Below are 19,566 nucleotides of genomic sequence, written 5' to 3' on the forward strand. Positions count from 1 at the left end.
AAACCCGAAAAACCATGACAATTACTGCACCTGAGAAAGAGCGATTTAGCCTAAGTGCGTTTCTAATTCGTGATGCTCCTGCTCGATTTTTGCTCAGTTGGGTTGCAGGATTTGTCGATACGGCGGCTTTTATTGTGCTGTTCGGTATTTTCACAGCTCATGTGACAGGAAATATTGCACTCGCCGGTTCAGCCTTTGCCAGTTCTGATCCTCAGACGACCTTACTCCGGCTCTCCATGCTTCCCGTTTTTATGCTATCGGTGGCTTTTACGTCACTGTTAGCAAATTTTGCTCGAAAGATCGGATGGGCAGTGTTGCCTGTGTTGTTGAGTGCAGAAGCGATCGCACTGGGGATCTTTATGGTCGTCGGATTGCAGTTCTCAGCGACCTTGCTTGTCGATGTGCAAGATGAGTTGATTTTCCCGATCGCAGTTACGGGCGTTATGGCAATGGGAATTCAGAATGCGCTGATGAAGGAAGCGGCTGCTTCATTTACGGGCTATTTTCCGACCACGGTGATGACCGGAAACTTTACACAGTTCACGATCGATTTAGTTCACTACATCAGTGCGAAGTTTGTCAAACAGACCGAGGAAACAAAGTCAGAAGCAGCAGAAGCAATGAGAAAGTTAAAACTGACTTTGCCCTTGCTGACTGGCTTCTTTTTGGGTGGGACAGGAGCCGCTTACTTTGTGCCTTCGGCTGAATTTTGGTGTTTATCAATGCCATTGTTTGCAGTCAGCCTGCTAGCAGTTGCTGCTTACATTCAGGCAGGAGTAACAAAGACTGTTTAAGAGATTAGGAAATCAACCATGCAACGGACATTGATTACAATTTTTGCTTGTGTGATGTGCTTATTGGCAGGTCTGAGTTTTGCGAATTTAGTGCAGGCGGCTCCGATGCTTGTTGCTGATGTGACTTCGGCAAGCGATCCATTTACTGCGTTGAAGGCAAAGATTGTTCCAGAGCTTGAGAAGATTTTGACTCCGGATCAGAAGACTCAGTTTGAAGATGCGATCGCGAATGGCGTGACTTTGAAGAAAGCGTTTAAGTCGATTACGCTGACTCCTGCACAGAAAAGCAAAGTTGGAGCGATGCTGAAATCGGTTCCTAAAGATTATTTTGCATCGCTGTCTCCGGCTCAGAAACGGGAGCTTTTTATGCAAAAAAAAGACTTCTATATGGAAAAAGGCAAGGAGAAGGCAGCAGAAGCAATCGAAATCGCCAAGGACGTGATAGAGAAAGTTAAGGATGCTGTAGCAAACTAGCAAGATTCTAAACGTCGGACAAGCCGAACTCAACTAAATCGCAAAATGCTTCATGCTTTAGAGCAAGTGGTGGTTTCAAACATGATTGAAAATCATCACCATCAAGCCAAGAGTCAGAAGCACGATCGCGCTTCCAAGCCAATCTGTCTTGGGATTGCTCAATCGAAATGCAGGCTGTAACCAAAATCGTAATGCGTTACTAATTTGAGGCATCACAATCCAGGTGAGTAAGGATGACACTACGAAATTACTGATTAGAGTCACGAAAGCGGGCGACCAAGACTGCAAAAAACCAAGTGTCGGAAGAATTTTGGTTTGGATCATGACCAGTGGATAGAGTCCCAAAACTACTGACATGACTTGTTTCCAGGGAGGAGTCCCTAAACTGGATCGCTCTTGTCCTGCCGCAGATGAAAACCATCCTTCTAACCCTGTCGTGAAAGATTTGAACTTGTAGTTATCAAAGATATTGTGTCCAGACTCAACGAGTGTGGCGCGATCGCGAGAATTCAGCCAATCATTCAAATGATCAGGTGTATCAAAATGCACGATCGAGTACCACTTCATCACACCGTCTACGCACTGCAATGGTAGACAAGAATCTGTTCTGATATAGCCTGGAAATCGCTTTGCAGAGCACATCAGAGTATTATGCCACTTGCGAAACATGGCGCGATTTTGATTTGGAACGATATACTCTAGAACAACGGTGGAGTAAAAGACGCGATCGTTAATTTCAGGATTCAACATTACTAAAAGTTTTAACTAGAACTTCATCGATAACACATTTCTGTGATTCATTAAATCAACATCAAGAGACATATCACTCCTGTCACTTAGGTTACAGAATGTGGAATTGAGCAGGAATTCAAGCAATCTTTTTGCACGAAACTTCTGCCTGGGACACAATCCCCCTCAAGGTATATTTATTGCCAAGATTTTACGCATAGCCTAGTAAAGCGCTAATTTAAGAACAAATCTATATTTCTTCCTAGAAAAACCAGAGTGAATCATTTCACAGTGATATGAATTTTCTGAGTTCAATTTCTATACTTTAGGCTTTGCATGAGCGACGCTTTTTCGATTCTGACCTTTGATCATTTAGAACTTTATGTCGGGAACGCAAAGCAAGCAGCGATGTTCTACGATCGCGGTTTTGGCTTCTCGACGATCGCATATCGAGGACTTGATACCGGAGAACGCCATGTTGCGTCTTATGTCATGCAGCAGGGCGAAATTCGCTTAGTCTTAACTTCTGCACTCAACCCAGATCACCCAATCGCTTCAAGAGCGGCGAAGCATGGAGATCATGTAGCAGTGATTGCTTTGGGTGTTAGAGATGTCGATCGTGCATTTCAAGTCAGTACCTCCCGAGGTGCATTAGAAGCGGTTGCACCGAATGAGGAGCAAGACGAAGCGGGAAAGTATCGTTACGCAATGATTTATGGCTATGGCAATACTTTAATCAAGTTTGTGCAACGCGATCGCTATCAAGGTGTTTTCGCGCCAGGATTTGTCCCCCGCTCGATTCCGTCTCGCGCCAATGCCGGATTGATTCAAATCGATCACGTCGTTGGCAATGTTGAAAAAGGACAAATGAACCACTGGGTGGAGTTTTTTCAGAAGACGTTGGGATTGGAATTACTCGTTAAATTTGACGATCGAGCAATCTCGACCGAATATTCTGCGCTTACGTCATCGGTGATGCAAAGTTCAACAGGAAGGGTCAAACTTCCGATTAATGAACCCGCGATCGGCAAAGGCAAATCTCAGATTCAAGAATTCCTGGAATACAACTACGGTGCGGGTGTACAGCATGTTGCTTGTCTGACTCATAACATTGTTGAAACCGTCACCGAATTGAAAAATTCAGGAATTGAATTTCTCAGTGTCCCGAGTTCTTACTATGCAAATTTAGAAGCTCGGGTTGGCAAAATTGATCAATCGATCGAGCAACTGGCTCAACTCGGAATTTTAGTCGATCGCGATCGCGAAGGATATTTGCTGCAAATCTTTACGCAACCTGTTCAAGATCGTCCGACTTTATTTTTTGAAATCATTGAACGACACGGATCACAGGGATTTGGAGAAGGAAACTTTAAATCTTTGTTTGAAGCGATCGAGCGAGAGCAGCTAATCAGAGGAAATCTTTAAGTCTAAGCAGATCACAGGATCGCTTATGCTATGACAGATTCATCGCGAGACTGTTTTGAATATGGATACCCGCCTTACGCAAGCTCAACTTTCTCAAGTCATAGCTGAAATCGATCGCTTATCTCAACTTCGCGACAACGAACTCGATCGTGAGCAAGTCAAACAGATTTTACAAGAGTTAAATTTGCCCGACGATTTACTCGATGACGCGATCGTGCAATTGCGCCGACGAGAAGCTCTAGCTCAGCAAAACCAGCGCCATAAAATTGTCATTTCAACCGTTGCAATTATGATTGTTGGCCTGATTGCAACCGTTGCTGTCGTTCAGCAGAAACAGCACAATAAGATTGCTCGCATTGCTGCGATTCAAGACATTGTGACGTTAAAAGATTCAACTAATTCAGTCACCCAGTTCGATCGCACAAAAGACGCACAAGTGTTTTACCGAGTCACATTGAAAAATCCCCCGATCAACGATCGCTTAGCTGTCAGTTGTGATTGGTTAGATTCAACAGGTGAGAGAATTCATCAGAGTCGTTTCCAGACTCAAGAAATTACACGATCGCCCTGGACAACGTTTTGCTTTGCTCCTTTATCGTCGCAGTCCAAGCCTGGAAATTGGACGGTGAAAATGTCGATCGCAGAACGTCCCATTAGTGAAGAAACGTTTGTGGTGAAGTAATGTTGGGATATTGGGGCTATGGTGATCAGCCCAAACTGATACAGAGACTCTCTGAACTCAGTGATGCAAAGATAGCAACTCAATTCTGCACTGATCAGTGGGGATTTGCAACGACTCAAACTCGGCTCAGTGCTTGCGGAAGAAGCACTATCAATGATGTGTGGGTCAATGCAACTGAAGCGTCTTTAGAACTAGGTCGAGACGCATTTGGTCGAGTTCCACTTTACTGGATCAAAATTGAATCGGTTATCTGGTTCTCAACCCAGTTGAAATCCCTGCTCAAACTCGCTCAACCAACAGTAAGCCATGCTGCACTGTATGCTTATACTTGCTTTTCTTATGTTCCAACACCGCTAAGCCCGATCGCAGAAATCGCTTCTATCTCTGCTGGCACGACGCTGACTTGGACAAAAGATTTTACTTGCACCATTTCTGAGACTGAAGACTGGCGCGAATCCAGCACAATGATTCACGATGAAGCTGAAGCCGTCAGACAGCTTCAAGAACTGTTGAAATCTGCGATCGCACATCAAATTGAAGATTTACCTGATGAGCCTGTTGGTATATTTCTATCTGGTGGGATTGATTCCTCGATCGTGGCTGCTTTACTAGTTCAATCTGGGGTTAAAGTTCGAGCTTATGCTCTTGATTTTGGCGTAGAAGATTCAGAGCTACCTTACGCGCAGCAAGTTGCACACTATCTCAACATTCCATTGACTCTAGTTCCAGCCCAAGCGAGACAGATTATTCAAGCTATTCCTGAAACGGCTAGAGCTTTAGATGCACCGTATGGAGATGGTGTAACGGCTCCACTATTGTTGCTCAATCAAGCTGCATCTCAAGATGTTCGCGTTGTATTCAACGGGGAACACGGCGATCAGTTATTTGCAGGCTGGACGAATAAGCCTTTAATTGCGAATCAAGTATACGACTCAGAAAATTTCACGTTATCAAAACAGTATCTCAATACATTTGGCAGATTGTACGGTTGTGAATCTCGAATCTTTTCTAATTCTGTTTACCAAAGTATTCGCGAACTTGATCTCCAAACTTATCTCGGTGATGCTTTGAATCCTGAAAAATGTGGTTCTCTTCTGGCTCAATTAAGGCGTGCATCGCTGATGTTAAAAGGCGCACAGAATATTCAACCACGTGCGACTGCCTTGGCACTTTCACAAGGATTGCAAGTACGATCGCTATTTTGTGATCCCGACTTGACTCGCTGGACATTCAAAATTCCTGGCGAACTGATGTTACAAGGAGCTTGCGAAAAGTACATTCTCAAACGTGCGGTTGAATCTTGGTTGCCCTCAGAGGTCGTTTGGCGAGAGAAACGAGGCATGCGAGTGCCGTTGCGTCCTTGGTACTATGGCGAGTTTTGGCGTGAGATTGGTAAATGGTTGAATCCGGGCGTGCTGCGTGCTGAAGGGCGATGGCAGCCCCAGATTGCAGAACAGATGATGTCAGGACAGATGGGAGCGAATTTACGCGATCGCTATTTAGGCAACAATCTTTGGCTTCTGATCATGTGGCAAGCTTGGCGAATTGAAGTCTTGGGAGAATCAGTTGGGGCATCTTCTTGGGATCATCCATTTTGGCTGCCACCGCAAGTCTGGCAGAGAGTCAGAAAAGTTCGGCAAGTTTTTGAGAGGTCGTTCTAGCGTTGCGGAGACTTAGCAGTAGCTCCGCTAAAAATCGCTCATTCTTTTGTGAACATCACTTCAAAACTGGCGACTCGTCTTTAAAGAGACGATAAAGTTAGTTAGATACAGTAATTACACTGAAATTAGTAATGTAAGCTCTCTGTATTCTTAAGTGAAATTAGGGATATAACAAGCGCTGTTAGATGCCGATCTCGCTCCTAAGTCGCAATTAACACGATTCCTGGCTGTGTCTCATCCGGGCGCAGTGGTTGTTTTAAAACTTGGTTTAATCATGCATCATGAGAAATTTTACGTCAGGACGGTCGAGCGCCCCACGACCGCTTCTAGAGACAACTAACCCCATACAAGAAGATCGTTACTCCTCTCAGAGAGCGATTCTTTACGTCCTGTTAAAGTCCACGATCGCGATCGTGTTATCACTTTTTGCTTGGGAAATCATTGTCCGAAATACAATCGAGCAGTCCCCAGGAACCACAAAACATCCAAGCCTAGGAAGAATTTATAACCCTGGTGACAGAATCGAATCGGGTGAAGGCTTCAGCCGCACTAGAATGAACAGCTTAGGAATGCGCAACGACGAGATTCTGCCCAAAGCTCAAGGCGAATTTAGAGTTTTGTCGATCGGGGATTCGTTTACGAGTGCAGAACAAGTCGAAGATGCCAAAACCTACAGTGCGCGAATTGGATCGACTTTCAAGCAGCAGAATTCGCCTGTCACGGTTATCAATGGAGGTAGAACCGGGGCGACACCTGCCTACTATTTGCACTTAGCAGATTTCTACAAGACTCAATTGCAGCCTGACGCTGTGATAGTTCAAATTAACGATTCTGATTTTACTGAAGAAGGCTTAGATCCCACAAAAGAGTTCTACATTCGTGCTCAAGGCAACACATTTCAAGCTATTCACAATCAGGATTTTGCTAGTGATGATCGCTTATCTCAACTCTTTCAGCAAAAGTTTCCGCAGTTGAGCTTTATGTTGCAAATTTCGACACTACGAGTCGGCGGAAAGAACCTTCAAGCGATGCTGAAAAAACAGGCGAAACCGACTGAAGCAGCACCGACAAAATCGCAGGGCAATTACGATCGCTTGATTGAATGGACAGTTGTGAATTTGAAAGCGAAGTACCCGAACTTGGTGATTCTGCATATTCCCTATGTCACTTTCAACAATCCAAATGAGCCACCTAATCCGGCTGAAGCAGCTTTGATCGAAATCGCAGAAAAGCACAAGGTTCCGATCGTGGCAATGCGGCGCGATTTTGTGAACTATCATCAAACGTTCCATCAACCGACCAGCGGGTTTAACAATTCTATCCCTGGCACAGGTCATATCAATGAAATTGGGCATGAACTGATTGCACAACGGCTCGTTCCCCTGCTCGAAGCAATGCGCAAAAAGACAAATTAGTCACTCATGATGTCTGAGGCTGCTGAACCATGATTTTCTCAAGCTTAGAATTTTTTGTCTTTTTTAGCGTTCTGCTTGGAATTTTATTGCTTGCGAGATCGCAGGGATTCAAAAAAATCATTTTACTCGGTGCTAGCTACTTTTTCTACGGCTATTGGGACGAACGCTTTGTTTTTCTGCTTGCTGCACTGACGATCGTGAATTACGCGATTGGTTTCCAGATTGAATCGACCCAGAATCCAGAGAAGAAGCGATGGCTGATTGCAGGGATTACTTTCAATCTGATCGTGCTAGGGTTCTTCAAATATTTCAACTTTTTCATCGATTCGCTCAATCTAGGTCTGAATGTTCTGAACCTGAATTTGTCCAACCTCCGGATCATTTTGCCGATCGGCATTTCGTTCATCACTTTTGAAGTCATTAGCTACCTAGCAGATATCTATCGTGGAACGAGCAGACCCGCAAAAACGTTTTGGGATTTTGCGCTTTTGGTTGCGTTTTTTCCACATTTGATTTCGGGACCAATCCTGAGATCGAGTCAGTTCCTTGGCGAAATTCAGAAAGGCATTCACTTAAACCGGGAGAATTTCAGTCAGGGTGCTCAACTTTTCTTACTGGGCTTAGTCAGAAAAGTGATTGTTGCCGATCGCTTAGCTCTGTTTGTGAATGAAGTGTTTAAGCAGCCTGCTGATTACAGTGCAATGACGCTTTGGCTTGCGGTGATTGGATACGCGATTCAGCTTTATTGTGATTTTTGCGGCTACAGTGATATGGCGATCGGGACTGCAAAAATTCTCGGCTTTGATATTCCCAAAAACTTTGCGACACCTTATCTCTCACGCAGTATTACCGAGTTTTGGCGACGCTGGCATATTTCGCTCTCGAATTGGCTACGCGATTATCTCTATATTCCTCTGGGCGGCGATCGACGTGGGAAAGTTCAGCAATATGGCAATCTGATGATTGTGATGCTGTTAGGTGGATTATGGCATGGAGCAAGCTGGAACTTTGTGGTTTGGGGTGGGCTACATGGTGGAGCGCTTGTGGTGCATAAACTGTATGCAGACAGAATCCCAAAAAGCAGCGTTACACAAGCATGGGACTATCAGCTTTGTGCAAATTTTGTCACTCTACTCTTTGTGTGTCTAACTTGGATCTTTTTTCGATCGTCAGATTTCTCGACCTCTTTGTTCATTTTGCAGAAGCTATGGGGTGTGATTGATCCAACGGGCATCAATTGGTTTGCAACTGCACTGGCGATCGCAGTTCCAATGTTCATTCTGACGGACTATGCAGGTCACCAGCTAGCTCAAGGAATGCGCTTGAGATTAAGTTCACTTCCGGGTCTATGTGCCTTCTTTTTTGTCATGTTTGGCGTACTTTTTCTCGCTCCAGCTCAGCCTGCACCATTTATCTATTTTCAGTTCTAGGATGATCTGAGTTCTCTACATCCGAAGCACGACTATAGTAGAGAATGAGTACACCAAAAATTTCAAGGTGAGGCTATGCTGGCAAAGATTTTATTCCTTGTCGGATCGTTAGTTGCGATCGCATTGATCGCGCTACTCATCATACAAGCAAAAAATAATGCAGAGATTGCACAAATTTGGCAAACCTTAGAACCTAAAACACCCGCAGTCGAACCATTTAGCCAAGACCTAATTGCAGATCAACCGGAACCTGTACAGCGATATTTTTTACATGCGATCGCGCCTGGAACGCCTCTAGCAAACGCTGTCTACCTAACAATGAAAGGTACAATTCGACTTGCACCCAATCAAGACTGGATGCCTCTCCAAGCAGAAGAACTGCTTTCTACTACAGGATTTGTCTGGCAAGCGAACGCAAGACAAGGAATTATCCAGATGCAAGGAGCAGACTACTACACTGCTAGTACTGGACGAATGCGGTTTTCGCTCTGGGGGGTGATTCCTGTTGTCAATGCTCAAAGTCCTGATCTGATGCGCTCGGCAATTGGGCGCTCTGTAGGAGAGTTGTTCTGGTTGCCGTCTGCTTTACTGCCTCAGCGAGGTGTGAGTTGGCAAGTCATTAATGACAACACAATTCAAGCGAGCCTGACGCTCGACAATGAGCCGATTACTCTGACTTTTGTGATTGATAGCCAGGGCAGATTACTCAAGAGTTCTTTTCTTCGTTGGGGGGATCAAACCGAAGATAAACAGTATGCCAAGATTCCTTTTGGTGGGGAATACCAAGCAGAACAGACCTTTGGCGGTTACACAATTCCCTCGCAGATGGGCGCAGGCTGGTGGATTGGCAGCGATCGCTACTTTGAATTCTTTCGCGTCACCCTTGAGCAAGCAGTATTTCAATGAGGTTACAGAGCTTGAATCGTTGAAAAACTGTCCTCCCTCACAACTTCCTCAACTTTTATCTCTACGCTTTAGATATCAATCATGATGGAGATCTATATCTATGAATACTCCTCTCGACGAACCTAAAGAAGTCATCGAAACAGTTCCAACCGAAGTGGTTCCTCCAGAAACTGAAACTCACTTTGAAGAGAAAGGAACGATCGAGGAATTTACCATTAGCGGCGATGCTTTAGTCGCGAAAGTCAGAGAACTGATTCATCAAGGCAATATTCGCCGGATTATTCTCAAAAACGAAGAGCGAACACTCATCGAAATTCCACTCACGGTTGGGGTTGTCGGTGGTGTTGTCAGTGCAGCTTTGTTTCCGGTGATTGCGGCTGTCGGTGTGATTGGAGCAATGGTGGCACATCTGACGATCGTGATTGAGAAAAAAGAATAGCTTTACTTGCCTGTATAGATGCCTAAAGCCCTTGCAGTCTGTACCAGATCACTTGCTGGATCAACAGAACACGGACTCTTTGCTAAAACTGCATCAAGCGGAACGGTTTCAGCATGACCATTCTGCCAGGCAACCATTTTTTGCGACTCTCCATTCGCAATTAAATCGACGGCGGTTTTGCCCAAGCTCGCTGCCACTAGGCGATCGAGTGCTGAAGGAATGCCACCTCGCTGAATGTGCCCTAGCACCGAGACTCGGCAATCGACAGGGTAAGGGCTACATTTTGCGATTTCATTCGCAACATATTGTCCCATGCCACATTTTATGGCTTCGCAAGATTGATTTGCGCTTTCTAAACTCCGATGGGCGCCTTCCGCAACGACCACGATCGCAAATCTTCGTCCCCAGCGATCGCGCAATTCGGCAAGATGTTGACAGACTTGCTCGATCGAGTAAGAAATTTCAGGAATCAAAATCACATCCGCTCCGCCTGCAATTCCAGAGTGCAAGGCGAGATGCCCCGCTTCTCGTCCCATCACTTCGACGATCATGACGCGATCGTGACTCGCAGCAGTAAAGGTTAATCGAGTCAGTGCTTCTGTAATCGTATTGACTGCGGTATCGAATCCAATGGCTCGTTCAGTGCAAGCAACATCATTATCGATCGTTTTTGGAATGCCAATAAACTGCCAATTTCCCTGAGTTGCGAGTTGATTGAGAATCGCTAAACTCCCATCTCCACCAATTCCAATCAACGCATCAAGCTCTAAGGCAGCATATCCATCTAAAACTTCCTGGATTCTACTCAGGGTATCTCCTTTGTTAATGCTGCCAAGAATCGTTCCGCCCATTGTCAGCAATGGATCAATTCCCTTTAAATCTAAGCCGTGTAAGCTCAGTGGCATCATTGCTCGATCGAGCAAGCCTCGGGTTGCATAAGGAATCCCCACAACATGCCAACCGTAAGTGAGCACGGCATGGCTGACGACCGCCCGGATGACTGCATTCAACCCTGGGCAATCTCCTCCACTGGTTAAAATTCCGAGTCGTTCCAATGTCTTCATATCTGGCAGTAATTCACGATGCTCGAAGACTAAATCAAGAATCTGAGGATCTCGTGAAGATTAACTTCTCTCCTAACAAAATCGCTGTGTTCTTATCATGATGTGCTTCGGATGCGGGTTACAGACTGAAAATTGCGTGAAGATTGCAGTGGCACGGTAAACTGATGAGATTGATTAATTCGCTCATTTCGATCGTCCCCAGTCATGCCGTCATTTTTACTAGAAGTTGGAACTGAAGAACTACCCGCAAGTTTTGTCGATGAAGCGTTGTCACAATGGCGATCGCGGATTCCGAAACAATTAGCGGAGTTAAATTTGACGACTGACGCAATTCAGTTTTATGGAACGCCGCGACGATTAGCGATCGTCATTCAAGGGTTGCCTGCTCAACAGCCGGATCAAGAGGAAGAAGTCAAAGGACCGCCTGCACAAGCAGCTTTCAAGGATGGACAGCCCACCAAGGCAGCCGAAGGATTTGCCCAAAAACAAGGCGTCTCGATCGCGGATTTTGAAATTCGTCCAACCGAGAAAGGCGAATTCATTTTTGTCAAAAAAACAATCAAAGGCAGAGCGATCGCGCAAATCCTAACGGAATTGATTCCGCAATGGATCACACAATTGGAAGGAAAACGCTTTATGCGTTGGGGAGATGGCGATCTGCGCTTTTCTCGACCGATTCGCTGGTTGGTCACGTTGCTCGATGGAGAGGTTTTACCGATCGAGATTACGAGTAATTCGATTGCATACAAGAGCGATCGCATTTCTTGGGGTCATCGCGTTTTACATCCTGATCCGGTTTCAATTCCGAATCCAGAATCTTATGTTTCAACCTTGAAATCTGCATTCGTTGAAGTTGATCCCGAACAACGTCAGATTGTAATCAAACAGCAAGTCGAAGCAGCAGCAAAACAGTTGAATGGAGTTGCCATTATCGATGCTGATTTGCTGCGCGAGGTGACGAACTTAGTCGAGTATCCTTCAGCGGTTGTGGGCAAGTTTGATGCAGAATTTTTAGAACTTCCGGCGGAAGTAATCACAACCGAAATGGAAAGCCATCAGCGGTATTTCCCGGTGCAAAAAGCAGGCAGTTCTGAACTATTGCCGAACTTTATTACGGCATCCAATGGCGATCCTCAAAAAGCAGCAATCATTGCATCCGGAAATGAGCGAGTGATTCGGGCGCGGTTGTCCGATGGGAAGTTCTTCTTTGATGCCGATCGTAAAATTCCTCTAGAAGCCTATTTACCCAAACTCGAAACGGTGACTTTTCAGGCTGATTTGGGATCAGTCCGTGCAAAAGTCGATCGCATTGTGGCGATCGCAGGTCAGATTTGCACTCAACTACAAGTTGGGGATCGCACTGAAATTGAACAAGCAGCACTCTTATGCAAAGCTGATCTCGTGACTCAAATGGTAGGCGAATTCCCAGAGCTTCAAGGGGTGATGGGACAGAAATACGCGATCGCAGGGGGACAGTCCGAAACGGTTGCGAATGCAATTTATGAGCATTATTTGCCCAGAGGTGCAGGCGATGATTTGCCGCAATCTTTAGCAGGTCAGATTGTCGGAATTAGCGATCGCTTAGATACCTTAGTCAGCATTTTTGGATTGGGATTAATCCCGTCTGGATCGTCTGATCCATTTGCGCTGAGACGAGCAGCAACCGCGATCGTCAACATTACTTGGGCAGCAAACTTAAAGCTGGATCTCAATTTACTTTTAGAACAGTTAGTTAAGGGTTTTAGTGAAAACTACGCGCAAGTCCAGAAATTAGCGACGGCTGATTTGCTCAAGCAGTTGAAAGACTTTTTCTTACAGCGCGTTGAAACATTGCTGAAAGACGAAAAAATTGACTATGACTTAGTAAATGCTGTGTTGGGTGAGAATGACCCAGACTACGCAGCGCGGGCATTGCAGAACTTATTAGATGTCCGCGATCGCGCGAATTTCTTACAGACGATTCGCAATGATCAGCGTCTAGCAACCATTTACGAAACTGTGAATCGTGCGTCTCGACTCGCCGTTCAAGGCACATTAGATCGGCAACAGCTTGATCCCGTTCCCGTCATTCGTTCTGAACTGTTTGAAAAGAATTCTGAGAAAGCTTTCTTTACTGCCCTGCAACAGTTGAATCAAACCCTGCAAGGCAAGACTGATTACACGAAGCTCGTTGAGGCTTTAAGTCAGATTGCTCCAACCGTGAGTGCCTTTTTTGATGGAGAAGATAGCGTGTTGGTGATGGATTCTAATCCAGACATCAAGCAAAATCGTTTGAATTTGTTGGGGATTTTGCGAAATCATGCGCGATCGTTGGCGGATTTTGGCGCGATCGTCAAATCCTAGCGATCCGGTTAACCTTGCAATTCAACCCTCGAATCGTTATCGTCGGGATTGAGTTGCTCCCATCAAATCTATGCCTATCCAACAGAATCAACATGCGATCGTCATTGGTGGCAGTATTGCTGGATTGCTTGCAGCGCGTGTGCTATCCGAATACTTTCAGCAAGTGACGATCGTCGATCGCGATCAGCTCCCCCTGACGGCTGAACCGCGACGAGGCGTACCGCAATCTGTTCAACCGCATGTTCTATTTACCAAAGGCTACCGAATCTTAGAAGCACTCTTTCCTGGCATTGACGATGCACTTGCAACGGCTGGAGCTATTCCGTTTGATTGGGGAAAAGACTTCCTGTACTTTCAAGCGGGTCGTTGGTCACCCACAACTGAAACACCCGTCGGGCTAGAATCTTACACCTGTACCCGCCCATTGCTCGAAAGCGTAATTCGACAGCAGGTGAGTAAAATCGCCAATATTACTTTTTTACAAGAGCAACGAGTGATTGGATTGTTGTCTACTGGAACTGCAATTCAAGGGGTCAAACTTCCAAACGGCGAACTTACTGCCCAACTTGTTGTAGATGCCAGTGGTCGCAGTACTCATGTTCCTCAATGGTTAGAAAGTCTTGGAATCACTCCACCTCCTATAACTGTGATTGATCCAGGATTAGGCTATACAACTCGTCGATACCGCATTCCCTCTCAGTTTCAGCCGGATGGTAGGGTTTTGCTGATTAGCCAAGTCCCCCCTGATCAAACTCGTTTGGGATATTTAGCTCAAGTGGAAAATGATCAATGGATTGCTACCTTGGGAGGATATGCACATGATTATCCGCCGATCGAGGAACAAGGTTTTTTACAATTTGCTCAAAGTTTAGATCATCCTGCTTTCTATCAAGCGATCGCGCAAGCAGAACCCGTGTCTGATATTCAAGCCCATCGCGCCACAATGAATCGACTGTATCACTACGAAAAAATTGCGATGCCAGAAGGGTTAATTGCGATCGGAGATGCGGTCTGCGCGCTTTGTCCCATCTATGGACAAGGGATGACCGTAAGTGCATTAGCCGCGCTGGTTTTACAACAATGGTTAGCAAAATCGCAGAAACCAAATTTTCAAAAGCAACTGGCTCGCAGTAATGCTTTTGCTTGGTCACTAGCAACCGGATCTGATTCTAAATTTCCAACTACGAAAGGAGCGATCGCACCGAAACAAGGAGCAAAATTATTCCAGGTTTATCTCGATCGATTGATGGCTACTGCACAAAAAGATGTTGAGGTACATTTGGCTTTTTTACAAATGGCACATATGCTGAAGCCTCCGAGTATTGTGTTTCATCCCAAATTGGTGCTGAAAACATTGTTCTAATGTGAGGTGAATCTGACAGAATGATGCGAAAAGTATCTGTTCTCTCTGAAAGCTAAATTCCACAAATTTGGGAATTGAGGGGCGCAAATCACTGGAAATAGCACCCCTCATCGAATTGACGTTAAGCCTCAATTACCACGCGCAAATTCCCTCGTTTCTTCGACACCCGACAAGACGTAGAAGACCCCGATCGCTCAAATTCGAGATCCAACAATGTTGGACCCACCCGTAAGTTCTGCAAGGACAGCGAATTAATCGACTCAGGCAAAGCTGGATCAATTACCCGCAGACAGTTTCCAGGCGCATCTGGAACCAAGTTCACAATCATATGCACCAATTGAAAAATGCTTCCCGTCGCCCAAGCTTGCGGTGTACAAGCAACTGGATATTGAACTGGCTCATTATCATCTGTGCGATCGTAGCCGCAGAACAATTCCGGCGGACGTTGATACGGCTGATAGCGTGTCATATCGAGCAAGCCTTTACACAGTTCTAACGCTTGGTCAATTAACCCAAGCGAACGTAGCCCGATCGCAATTAAAGCATTGTCATGAGGCCACACTGAGCCAACGTGATAGCCCATCGGATTATAAGCAGGCGACAAACTACTCAATGTCCGAATGCCCCAACCATTGAACATATCCGGCGCACGTAACCGTTCCGCCACACTGTAAGCTTTCTCCGGCGTGAAAATGCCCAAGCTCAAACAGTGCCCTGGATTTGAGGTAATACTATCGACTGGATTGCCATCACCATCTAATGCCAAAGCACAGAAATCTTGATCTTCCATCCAGAAATCGCGATTGAATCGAACTTTCAGATCTCTTGCTTCCTCATCCCAGCGATCGGCAAGATCAATCCGCTTCTTCATCCGGGCAATATGGCTCAGCCGAACTTTCGCAGAATACACATAGCCTTGAACCTCGCAAAGCGTAATCGCACCTTGAGCGAGTCTACCTTTACGATCGACAATACAATTCCCCGAATCTTTCCAGCCTTGATTGTCCAGCCCTCGCTTTGACGTGCGGTGATAAGCAAGATAGCCCGTTTCTCGCATATTGCGATCGATCCAATCCATCGCAGCTAGTGCAGAATTCCATAAGCGATCGAGCGTCTCATAGTCTGCTGTCCAGGAAAAATACTCTGCATACAGCATTAACCACAACGGGGTTGCATCCACCGTTCCATAGTAAGGAGTGTGCGGAATCTCCTGACAGCGCGCCATCTCACCAAATCGAATCTCATGCAGAATTTTTCCGGGTTGCTCTTCGCGCCATTCATCATCTGCTTTGCCTTGATAGTGCGCCAGAATTGCTAGCGTTTCTTTCGCAATTTGGGGATCAAGGAGTAACGTCTGAGAAGCGGCAATGATGGAATCGCGTCCAAACAACGTCGAGAACCACGGAACGCCAGCCGATAACGCTTTATTTCTGCCAAAGGTTTGTCTGAGCAGGTACACATCTTGCTCGGCTCGCTCGATCACTCGATTGAAAGTATTTTTATCCGATCGAATCTGAGTCACCTGCTGCCGCCAATGTTGCTCCTCGGAAAGTTCTGCCGCTTTGGCTTGGGAAAGCGTCATCGGCGTGCTGACTCGCGAAACCGGACGACCGTTACTCAACGGCTGCAAGCGGTAGCCAAATTTCTGAGTCTCATGCGGCTGCAATTTGAGTTGCCATAGGGCTGTATAGCCTTTGAGAAAGTGCGGCTGATGATGCACGAAGTCGATTCGGGATTCTAAAACCGAGCCATCTAACCCTTGATATGCCAGAGTCAGTTCAACCTGAGCGGTTTCTGGTGCTTCAAACGAATCCGGATCTGACTCAACTTCTTCAACAGGTTTGGTCATCTCGACGGGTAAATGTCGAAGCAGAGTGCCGCGTTGAGATCGATCAAAGCCCCGTACCTCAAACAAATCAATAAAGTCTGCATCAAAGCTAAGACTTAATTCAAACTCAATCGGTTCGGTACTATAGTTCGCGATCTCGATCTCCTCAAAGAGTCCTCCATTTAGCACCAATTCGCGTTTGATCCCGATCGTTTCAGCAGGAATGCGATCGTCAATGCGAGGATTCGTACACAGCACAGATAGTACAAATCCTTTTTCTGCCGTGCTGCTCAGCAAAATGGGAGGGCGACCATCGATCTGAAACTCTAACCGATTCAGAAAGCGCGTATCATGACAAAACAATCCTAAACCGCTACTGCGTCCCTCATCTGAGGAGCCGCCAATGTTGCCAAACGTATCCGTGAGTAGAAACAGATCATCATCTTTGAGCGTCAAAATGGGTTGGGGGCGCTCATTCAACACAGAAGCCCACTCTGGAATGGGCAACTCTTCAGCCGGAACAAACTTTTTACCGTCGATTTCAATGATTTCTGACATTGGTCAAGAAAAATGGGCAAGGGGACAGAATAAAACTTTTCGAAGTTCGTTTAAGGATTAAAACGAGTTATAAATCGTAACCATTTTAACGATGAAGTGATCCGTAGATTTGAGGTTTCGATCTTTTGCTTCTCTTTTTCTTTGATTGCAATTGTTTTAGTTTATTCATGAGTTGTCAGGCTGAACGCGACCAACAATATGTTTTGTAAGCAATTGTCTGTGCCTTGTGTAACATTTTGCTTAAAGTCTTCGTCAATCTCTGTCTGGATGCCATTTTGAGATCGACCTAAACGTGGTAGTATCCCAAGTGCCCTAGATCAGCATTTTGAACGTCCTGGGTCTTACTGCTTTTCGACGAACGGAGAAAGCAGGTTTGGTTTATTTGATCGTCTATAGAGTTGTTCACCGTACATGCCGCTGCCATCTTCCCACCGTCGAACTAAAATTGTCGCTACGATCGGTCCTGCAACCAGTAGTCCCGAAGTCTTGCGCGACCTCATTGAAGCGGGTGCAACAACACTCCGCCTCAACTTTTCCCACGGAACGCACGATGACCATCTCCGAAGCATTCGCTTAATTCGGCAGATTTCCTTTGAATTGAATCAGCCCGTCGGGATTTTACAGGACTTACAAGGACCAAAGATTCGACTTGGGCGCTTCGAGAATGGTCCAATTACGCTGAAAAAAGGCGATCCCTTCATCCTCACCAGTCGCACCGTTCCCGGAACTCAAGAGATTAGCTCAGTCACTTATGATCAGCTCTCCGAAGAAGTTCCTGAAGGTGCAACGATTCTGCTTGATGATGGCAGAGTCGAAATGAAGGTAGAAAAAGTCGATCAAGCTGATCGATCGCTGCATTGTCGAGTTGTTGTCGGTGGTCCGCTTTCTAACAACAAAGGGGTGAATTTCCCTGGCGTTTACCTCTCGATCAAAGCTTTAACCGATAAAGACCGCAAAGATTTGGTCTTTGGCTTGGATCAAGGTGTGGATTGGGTGGCATTGAGCTTTGTGCGCAATCCTCAAGATGTTTTAGAGATCAAAGAACTGATCGCCAGTGCAGGTAAGTCTGTTCCAGTAATTGTGAAGATCGAAAAGCACGAAGCGATCGAGCAAATGGAAGCGATTCTCTCGATCTCAGATGGAGTCATGGTCGCGCGGGGCGATTTAGGCGTTGAACTTCCGGCTGAAGATGTGCCGATTTTGCAGAAGCGGTTGATCAAAACGGCGAATCGTTTAGGGATTCCGGTGATTACTGCAACTCAAATGCTCGACAGTATGGTGAGCAGTCCTCGCCCGACTCGTGCAGAAATTTCGGACGTGGCGAATGCGATTTTAGACGGCACCGATGCAGTGATGTTGTCGAATGAAACGGCAGTTGGGAAATACCCGATCGAAGCGGTTTCGCAAATGGCAACGATCGCAATTCGGATCGAGCAAGAGCATTCTCAAAAACTGTTGGAAAATACAGGTCGATCGATTCCGAATGCGATCAGTCAAGCGGTCGGTAATATTGCGATGCAGCTAGATGCAGCCGCAATTATGTCCCTGACGAAGACCGGAGCGACAGCGCGGAACGTGTCAAAATTCCGTCCGAGAACTCCGATTTTGGCAATTACGCCGCACGTAGATGTAGCACGGCAGATGCAACTCGTTTGGGGTGTAAAACCTTTACTCGTTCTAGATTTGCCTTCTACAGGTCAGACCTTCCAAGCGGCATTGAACGTGGCACAAGAAAAAGGCATGGTGTCTGAAGGAGATCTAGTCGTGCTCACGGCTGGAACACTTCAAGGGGTCGCGGGTTCGACTGATTTAATCAAAGTTGAAGTCGTCACAGCAGTCCGTGGCAAAGGCGTAGGAATCGGACAGGGATCAGTCAGTGGTCGCGCCCGGTTAGCTTCCACCATTCGGGAAATCCACCAATTTCATTCGGGTGAGATTTTAGTTGCACCGAGTACAACGGCAGAGCATATTGATGCGATTCGCAAAGCGGCAGGGATTGTCACAGAAGACAGTAGCCTCACAAGCCATGCAGCGGTGATTGGCTTGCGGTTAGGCATTCCTGTGTTAGTGGGTGTGAAAAATGCAACAGGTGTCATCCGCGATGGTGAAATTGTGACGTTGGATATGCAACGAGGATTGGTTTATTCCGGTTCGAGTGGTGCGACCCAGACCGATGCAGCCTTGTCAGTCTAGATTTTAGTCTCGACTTGCGTTGAAATGAGAAGCATAAGGCACAGAGAGATAGGAAATTCTCGTGTCTTATGCTTCGATTGCTATGTAGCAATGATAGCAACTGGTACGGATTGACATTGATTCCCAAACGTCAGAATCTAATAAGGCAAAGGTTCGCATACTTAGGAATAAGAATTGATTCTCTGCAATGTCTCGAACTTGCTCTCATTTTCGATCCGTCTTCCGGTTTGGGAGCAAAGGTCGTTTAAGATGGAGGCAAAGC

At 46.0% G+C, this 19,566-nt stretch carries 15 protein-coding genes; 12 read left to right on the forward strand and 3 right to left on the reverse strand.

The features are described 5' to 3' along the window. The first annotated feature begins 14 nt into the window (after window positions 1-14). Window positions 15-794 (forward strand): YoaK family protein, encoded by a 780-nt coding sequence (locus J0L70_RS14040; protein WP_017291340.1) that lies wholly within the window; start codon window positions 15-17, stop codon window positions 792-794. A gap of 18 nt (window positions 795-812) precedes the next feature. Further along, the gene (locus tag J0L70_RS14045) at window positions 813-1,268 is read left to right on the forward strand and encodes a hypothetical protein (protein WP_017291339.1); all 456 of its coding nucleotides are present in this window, start codon (window positions 813-815) and stop codon (window positions 1,266-1,268) included. Between the two features lie 75 nt (window positions 1,269-1,343). Here J0L70_RS14045 and J0L70_RS14050 read toward each other — a convergent pair whose 3' ends face one another. After that, the gene (locus tag J0L70_RS14050; protein ID WP_017291338.1) at window positions 1,344-2,018 is read right to left on the reverse strand and encodes a putative antibiotic biosynthesis monooxygenase; all 675 of its coding nucleotides are present in this window, start codon (window positions 2,016-2,018) and stop codon (window positions 1,344-1,346) included. A gap of 315 nt (window positions 2,019-2,333) precedes the next feature. Here J0L70_RS14050 and hppD point away from each other — a divergent pair, with 315 nt between their 5' ends. From hppD to J0L70_RS14085, 7 genes are all read left to right on the forward strand, one after another. Then, complete coding sequence (gene hppD, locus J0L70_RS14055; RefSeq protein WP_017291337.1) at window positions 2,334-3,422, forward strand: 4-hydroxyphenylpyruvate dioxygenase; 1,089 nt, start codon at window positions 2,334-2,336, stop codon at window positions 3,420-3,422. Window positions 3,423-3,483: 61 nt separating this feature from the next. Then, window positions 3,484-4,104, forward strand: a complete 621-nt coding sequence (locus tag J0L70_RS14060) for a hypothetical protein (protein ID WP_287455065.1) — start codon at window positions 3,484-3,486, stop codon at window positions 4,102-4,104. Further along, a complete protein-coding gene (locus tag J0L70_RS14065; protein WP_287455066.1) occupies window positions 4,104-5,765 on the forward strand; it encodes an asparagine synthetase B family protein in 1,662 nt (553 codons plus the stop codon). The genes J0L70_RS14060 and J0L70_RS14065 overlap by 1 nt, the downstream gene beginning before the upstream one ends. Window positions 5,766-6,046: 281 nt before the next feature. Then, window positions 6,047-7,180, forward strand: a complete 1,134-nt coding sequence (locus J0L70_RS14070) for an SGNH/GDSL hydrolase family protein (protein WP_287455067.1) — start codon at window positions 6,047-6,049, stop codon at window positions 7,178-7,180. A gap of 29 nt (window positions 7,181-7,209) precedes the next feature. Further along, on the forward strand, window positions 7,210-8,610 hold the full coding sequence (locus J0L70_RS14075; RefSeq protein ID WP_287455068.1) for an MBOAT family O-acyltransferase: 1,401 nt from the start codon (window positions 7,210-7,212) through the stop codon (window positions 8,608-8,610). A gap of 75 nt (window positions 8,611-8,685) precedes the next feature. Continuing rightward, window positions 8,686-9,516 (forward strand): DUF6920 family protein, encoded by an 831-nt coding sequence (locus J0L70_RS14080; RefSeq protein ID WP_190652599.1) that lies wholly within the window; start codon window positions 8,686-8,688, stop codon window positions 9,514-9,516. Window positions 9,517-9,616: 100 nt separating this feature from the next. Then, complete coding sequence (locus tag J0L70_RS14085; protein WP_190652598.1) at window positions 9,617-9,955, forward strand: DUF4342 domain-containing protein; 339 nt, start codon at window positions 9,617-9,619, stop codon at window positions 9,953-9,955. Between the two features lie 2 nt (window positions 9,956-9,957). On the opposite strand, the gene J0L70_RS14090 is transcribed toward J0L70_RS14085, so the two are convergent. Next, window positions 9,958-11,019, reverse strand: coding sequence for an ATP-dependent 6-phosphofructokinase (locus J0L70_RS14090; protein ID WP_287455069.1), 1,062 nt, complete (start codon window positions 11,017-11,019; stop codon window positions 9,958-9,960). Between the two features lie 204 nt (window positions 11,020-11,223). On the opposite strand from J0L70_RS14090, the gene glyS reads away from it, so the two are divergent. Then, window positions 11,224-13,362, forward strand: a complete 2,139-nt coding sequence (gene glyS, locus J0L70_RS14095) for a glycine--tRNA ligase subunit beta (protein ID WP_287455070.1) — start codon at window positions 11,224-11,226, stop codon at window positions 13,360-13,362. Between the two features lie 70 nt (window positions 13,363-13,432). Then, window positions 13,433-14,725, forward strand: coding sequence for an FAD-dependent oxidoreductase (locus tag J0L70_RS14100; RefSeq protein ID WP_287455071.1), 1,293 nt, complete (start codon window positions 13,433-13,435; stop codon window positions 14,723-14,725). Between the two features lie 121 nt (window positions 14,726-14,846). On the opposite strand, the gene J0L70_RS14105 is transcribed toward J0L70_RS14100, so the two are convergent. Then, complete coding sequence (locus J0L70_RS14105) at window positions 14,847-17,111, reverse strand: amylo-alpha-1,6-glucosidase (RefSeq protein WP_017291327.1); 2,265 nt, start codon at window positions 17,109-17,111, stop codon at window positions 14,847-14,849. Window positions 17,112-17,522: 411 nt separating this feature from the next. On the opposite strand from J0L70_RS14105, the gene pyk reads away from it, so the two are divergent. Then, on the forward strand, window positions 17,523-19,304 hold the full coding sequence (gene pyk, locus J0L70_RS14110) for a pyruvate kinase (protein WP_017291326.1): 1,782 nt from the start codon (window positions 17,523-17,525) through the stop codon (window positions 19,302-19,304). Window positions 19,305-19,566 lie beyond the last annotated feature (262 nt).

This window comes from Leptolyngbya sp. UWPOB_LEPTO1, from assembly GCF_017302695.1.
GTDB lineage: Bacteria > Cyanobacteriota > Cyanobacteriia > Leptolyngbyales > Leptolyngbyaceae > Leptolyngbya > Leptolyngbya boryana.

Bases quoted from the DNA above. Each gene is read 5' to 3' on its own strand.
- glyS (WP_287455070.1), top strand. From the start codon at position 11,224: ATGCCGTCATTTTTACTAGAAGTTGGAACTGAAGAACTACCCGCAAGT.
- J0L70_RS14080 (WP_190652599.1), top strand. From the start codon at position 8,686: ATGCTGGCAAAGATTTTATTCCTTGTCGGATCGTTAGTTGCGATCGCA.
- J0L70_RS14040 (WP_017291340.1), top strand. From the start codon at position 15: ATGACAATTACTGCACCTGAGAAAGAGCGATTTAGCCTAAGTGCGTTT.
- J0L70_RS14045 (WP_017291339.1), top strand. From the start codon at position 813: ATGCAACGGACATTGATTACAATTTTTGCTTGTGTGATGTGCTTATTG.
- J0L70_RS14100 (WP_287455071.1), top strand. From the start codon at position 13,433: ATGCCTATCCAACAGAATCAACATGCGATCGTCATTGGTGGCAGTATT.
- J0L70_RS14060 (WP_287455065.1), top strand. From the start codon at position 3,484: ATGGATACCCGCCTTACGCAAGCTCAACTTTCTCAAGTCATAGCTGAA.
- pyk (WP_017291326.1), top strand. From the start codon at position 17,523: ATGCCGCTGCCATCTTCCCACCGTCGAACTAAAATTGTCGCTACGATC.
- J0L70_RS14050 (WP_017291338.1), bottom strand. From the start codon at position 2,018: ATGTTGAATCCTGAAATTAACGATCGCGTCTTTTACTCCACCGTTGTT.
- hppD (WP_017291337.1), top strand. From the start codon at position 2,334: ATGAGCGACGCTTTTTCGATTCTGACCTTTGATCATTTAGAACTTTAT.
- J0L70_RS14105 (WP_017291327.1), bottom strand. From the start codon at position 17,111: ATGTCAGAAATCATTGAAATCGACGGTAAAAAGTTTGTTCCGGCTGAA.
- J0L70_RS14075 (WP_287455068.1), top strand. From the start codon at position 7,210: ATGATTTTCTCAAGCTTAGAATTTTTTGTCTTTTTTAGCGTTCTGCTT.
- J0L70_RS14090 (WP_287455069.1), bottom strand. From the start codon at position 11,019: ATGAAGACATTGGAACGACTCGGAATTTTAACCAGTGGAGGAGATTGC.
- J0L70_RS14085 (WP_190652598.1), top strand. From the start codon at position 9,617: ATGAATACTCCTCTCGACGAACCTAAAGAAGTCATCGAAACAGTTCCA.
- J0L70_RS14070 (WP_287455067.1), top strand. From the start codon at position 6,047: ATGAGAAATTTTACGTCAGGACGGTCGAGCGCCCCACGACCGCTTCTA.
- J0L70_RS14065 (WP_287455066.1), top strand. From the start codon at position 4,104: ATGTTGGGATATTGGGGCTATGGTGATCAGCCCAAACTGATACAGAGA.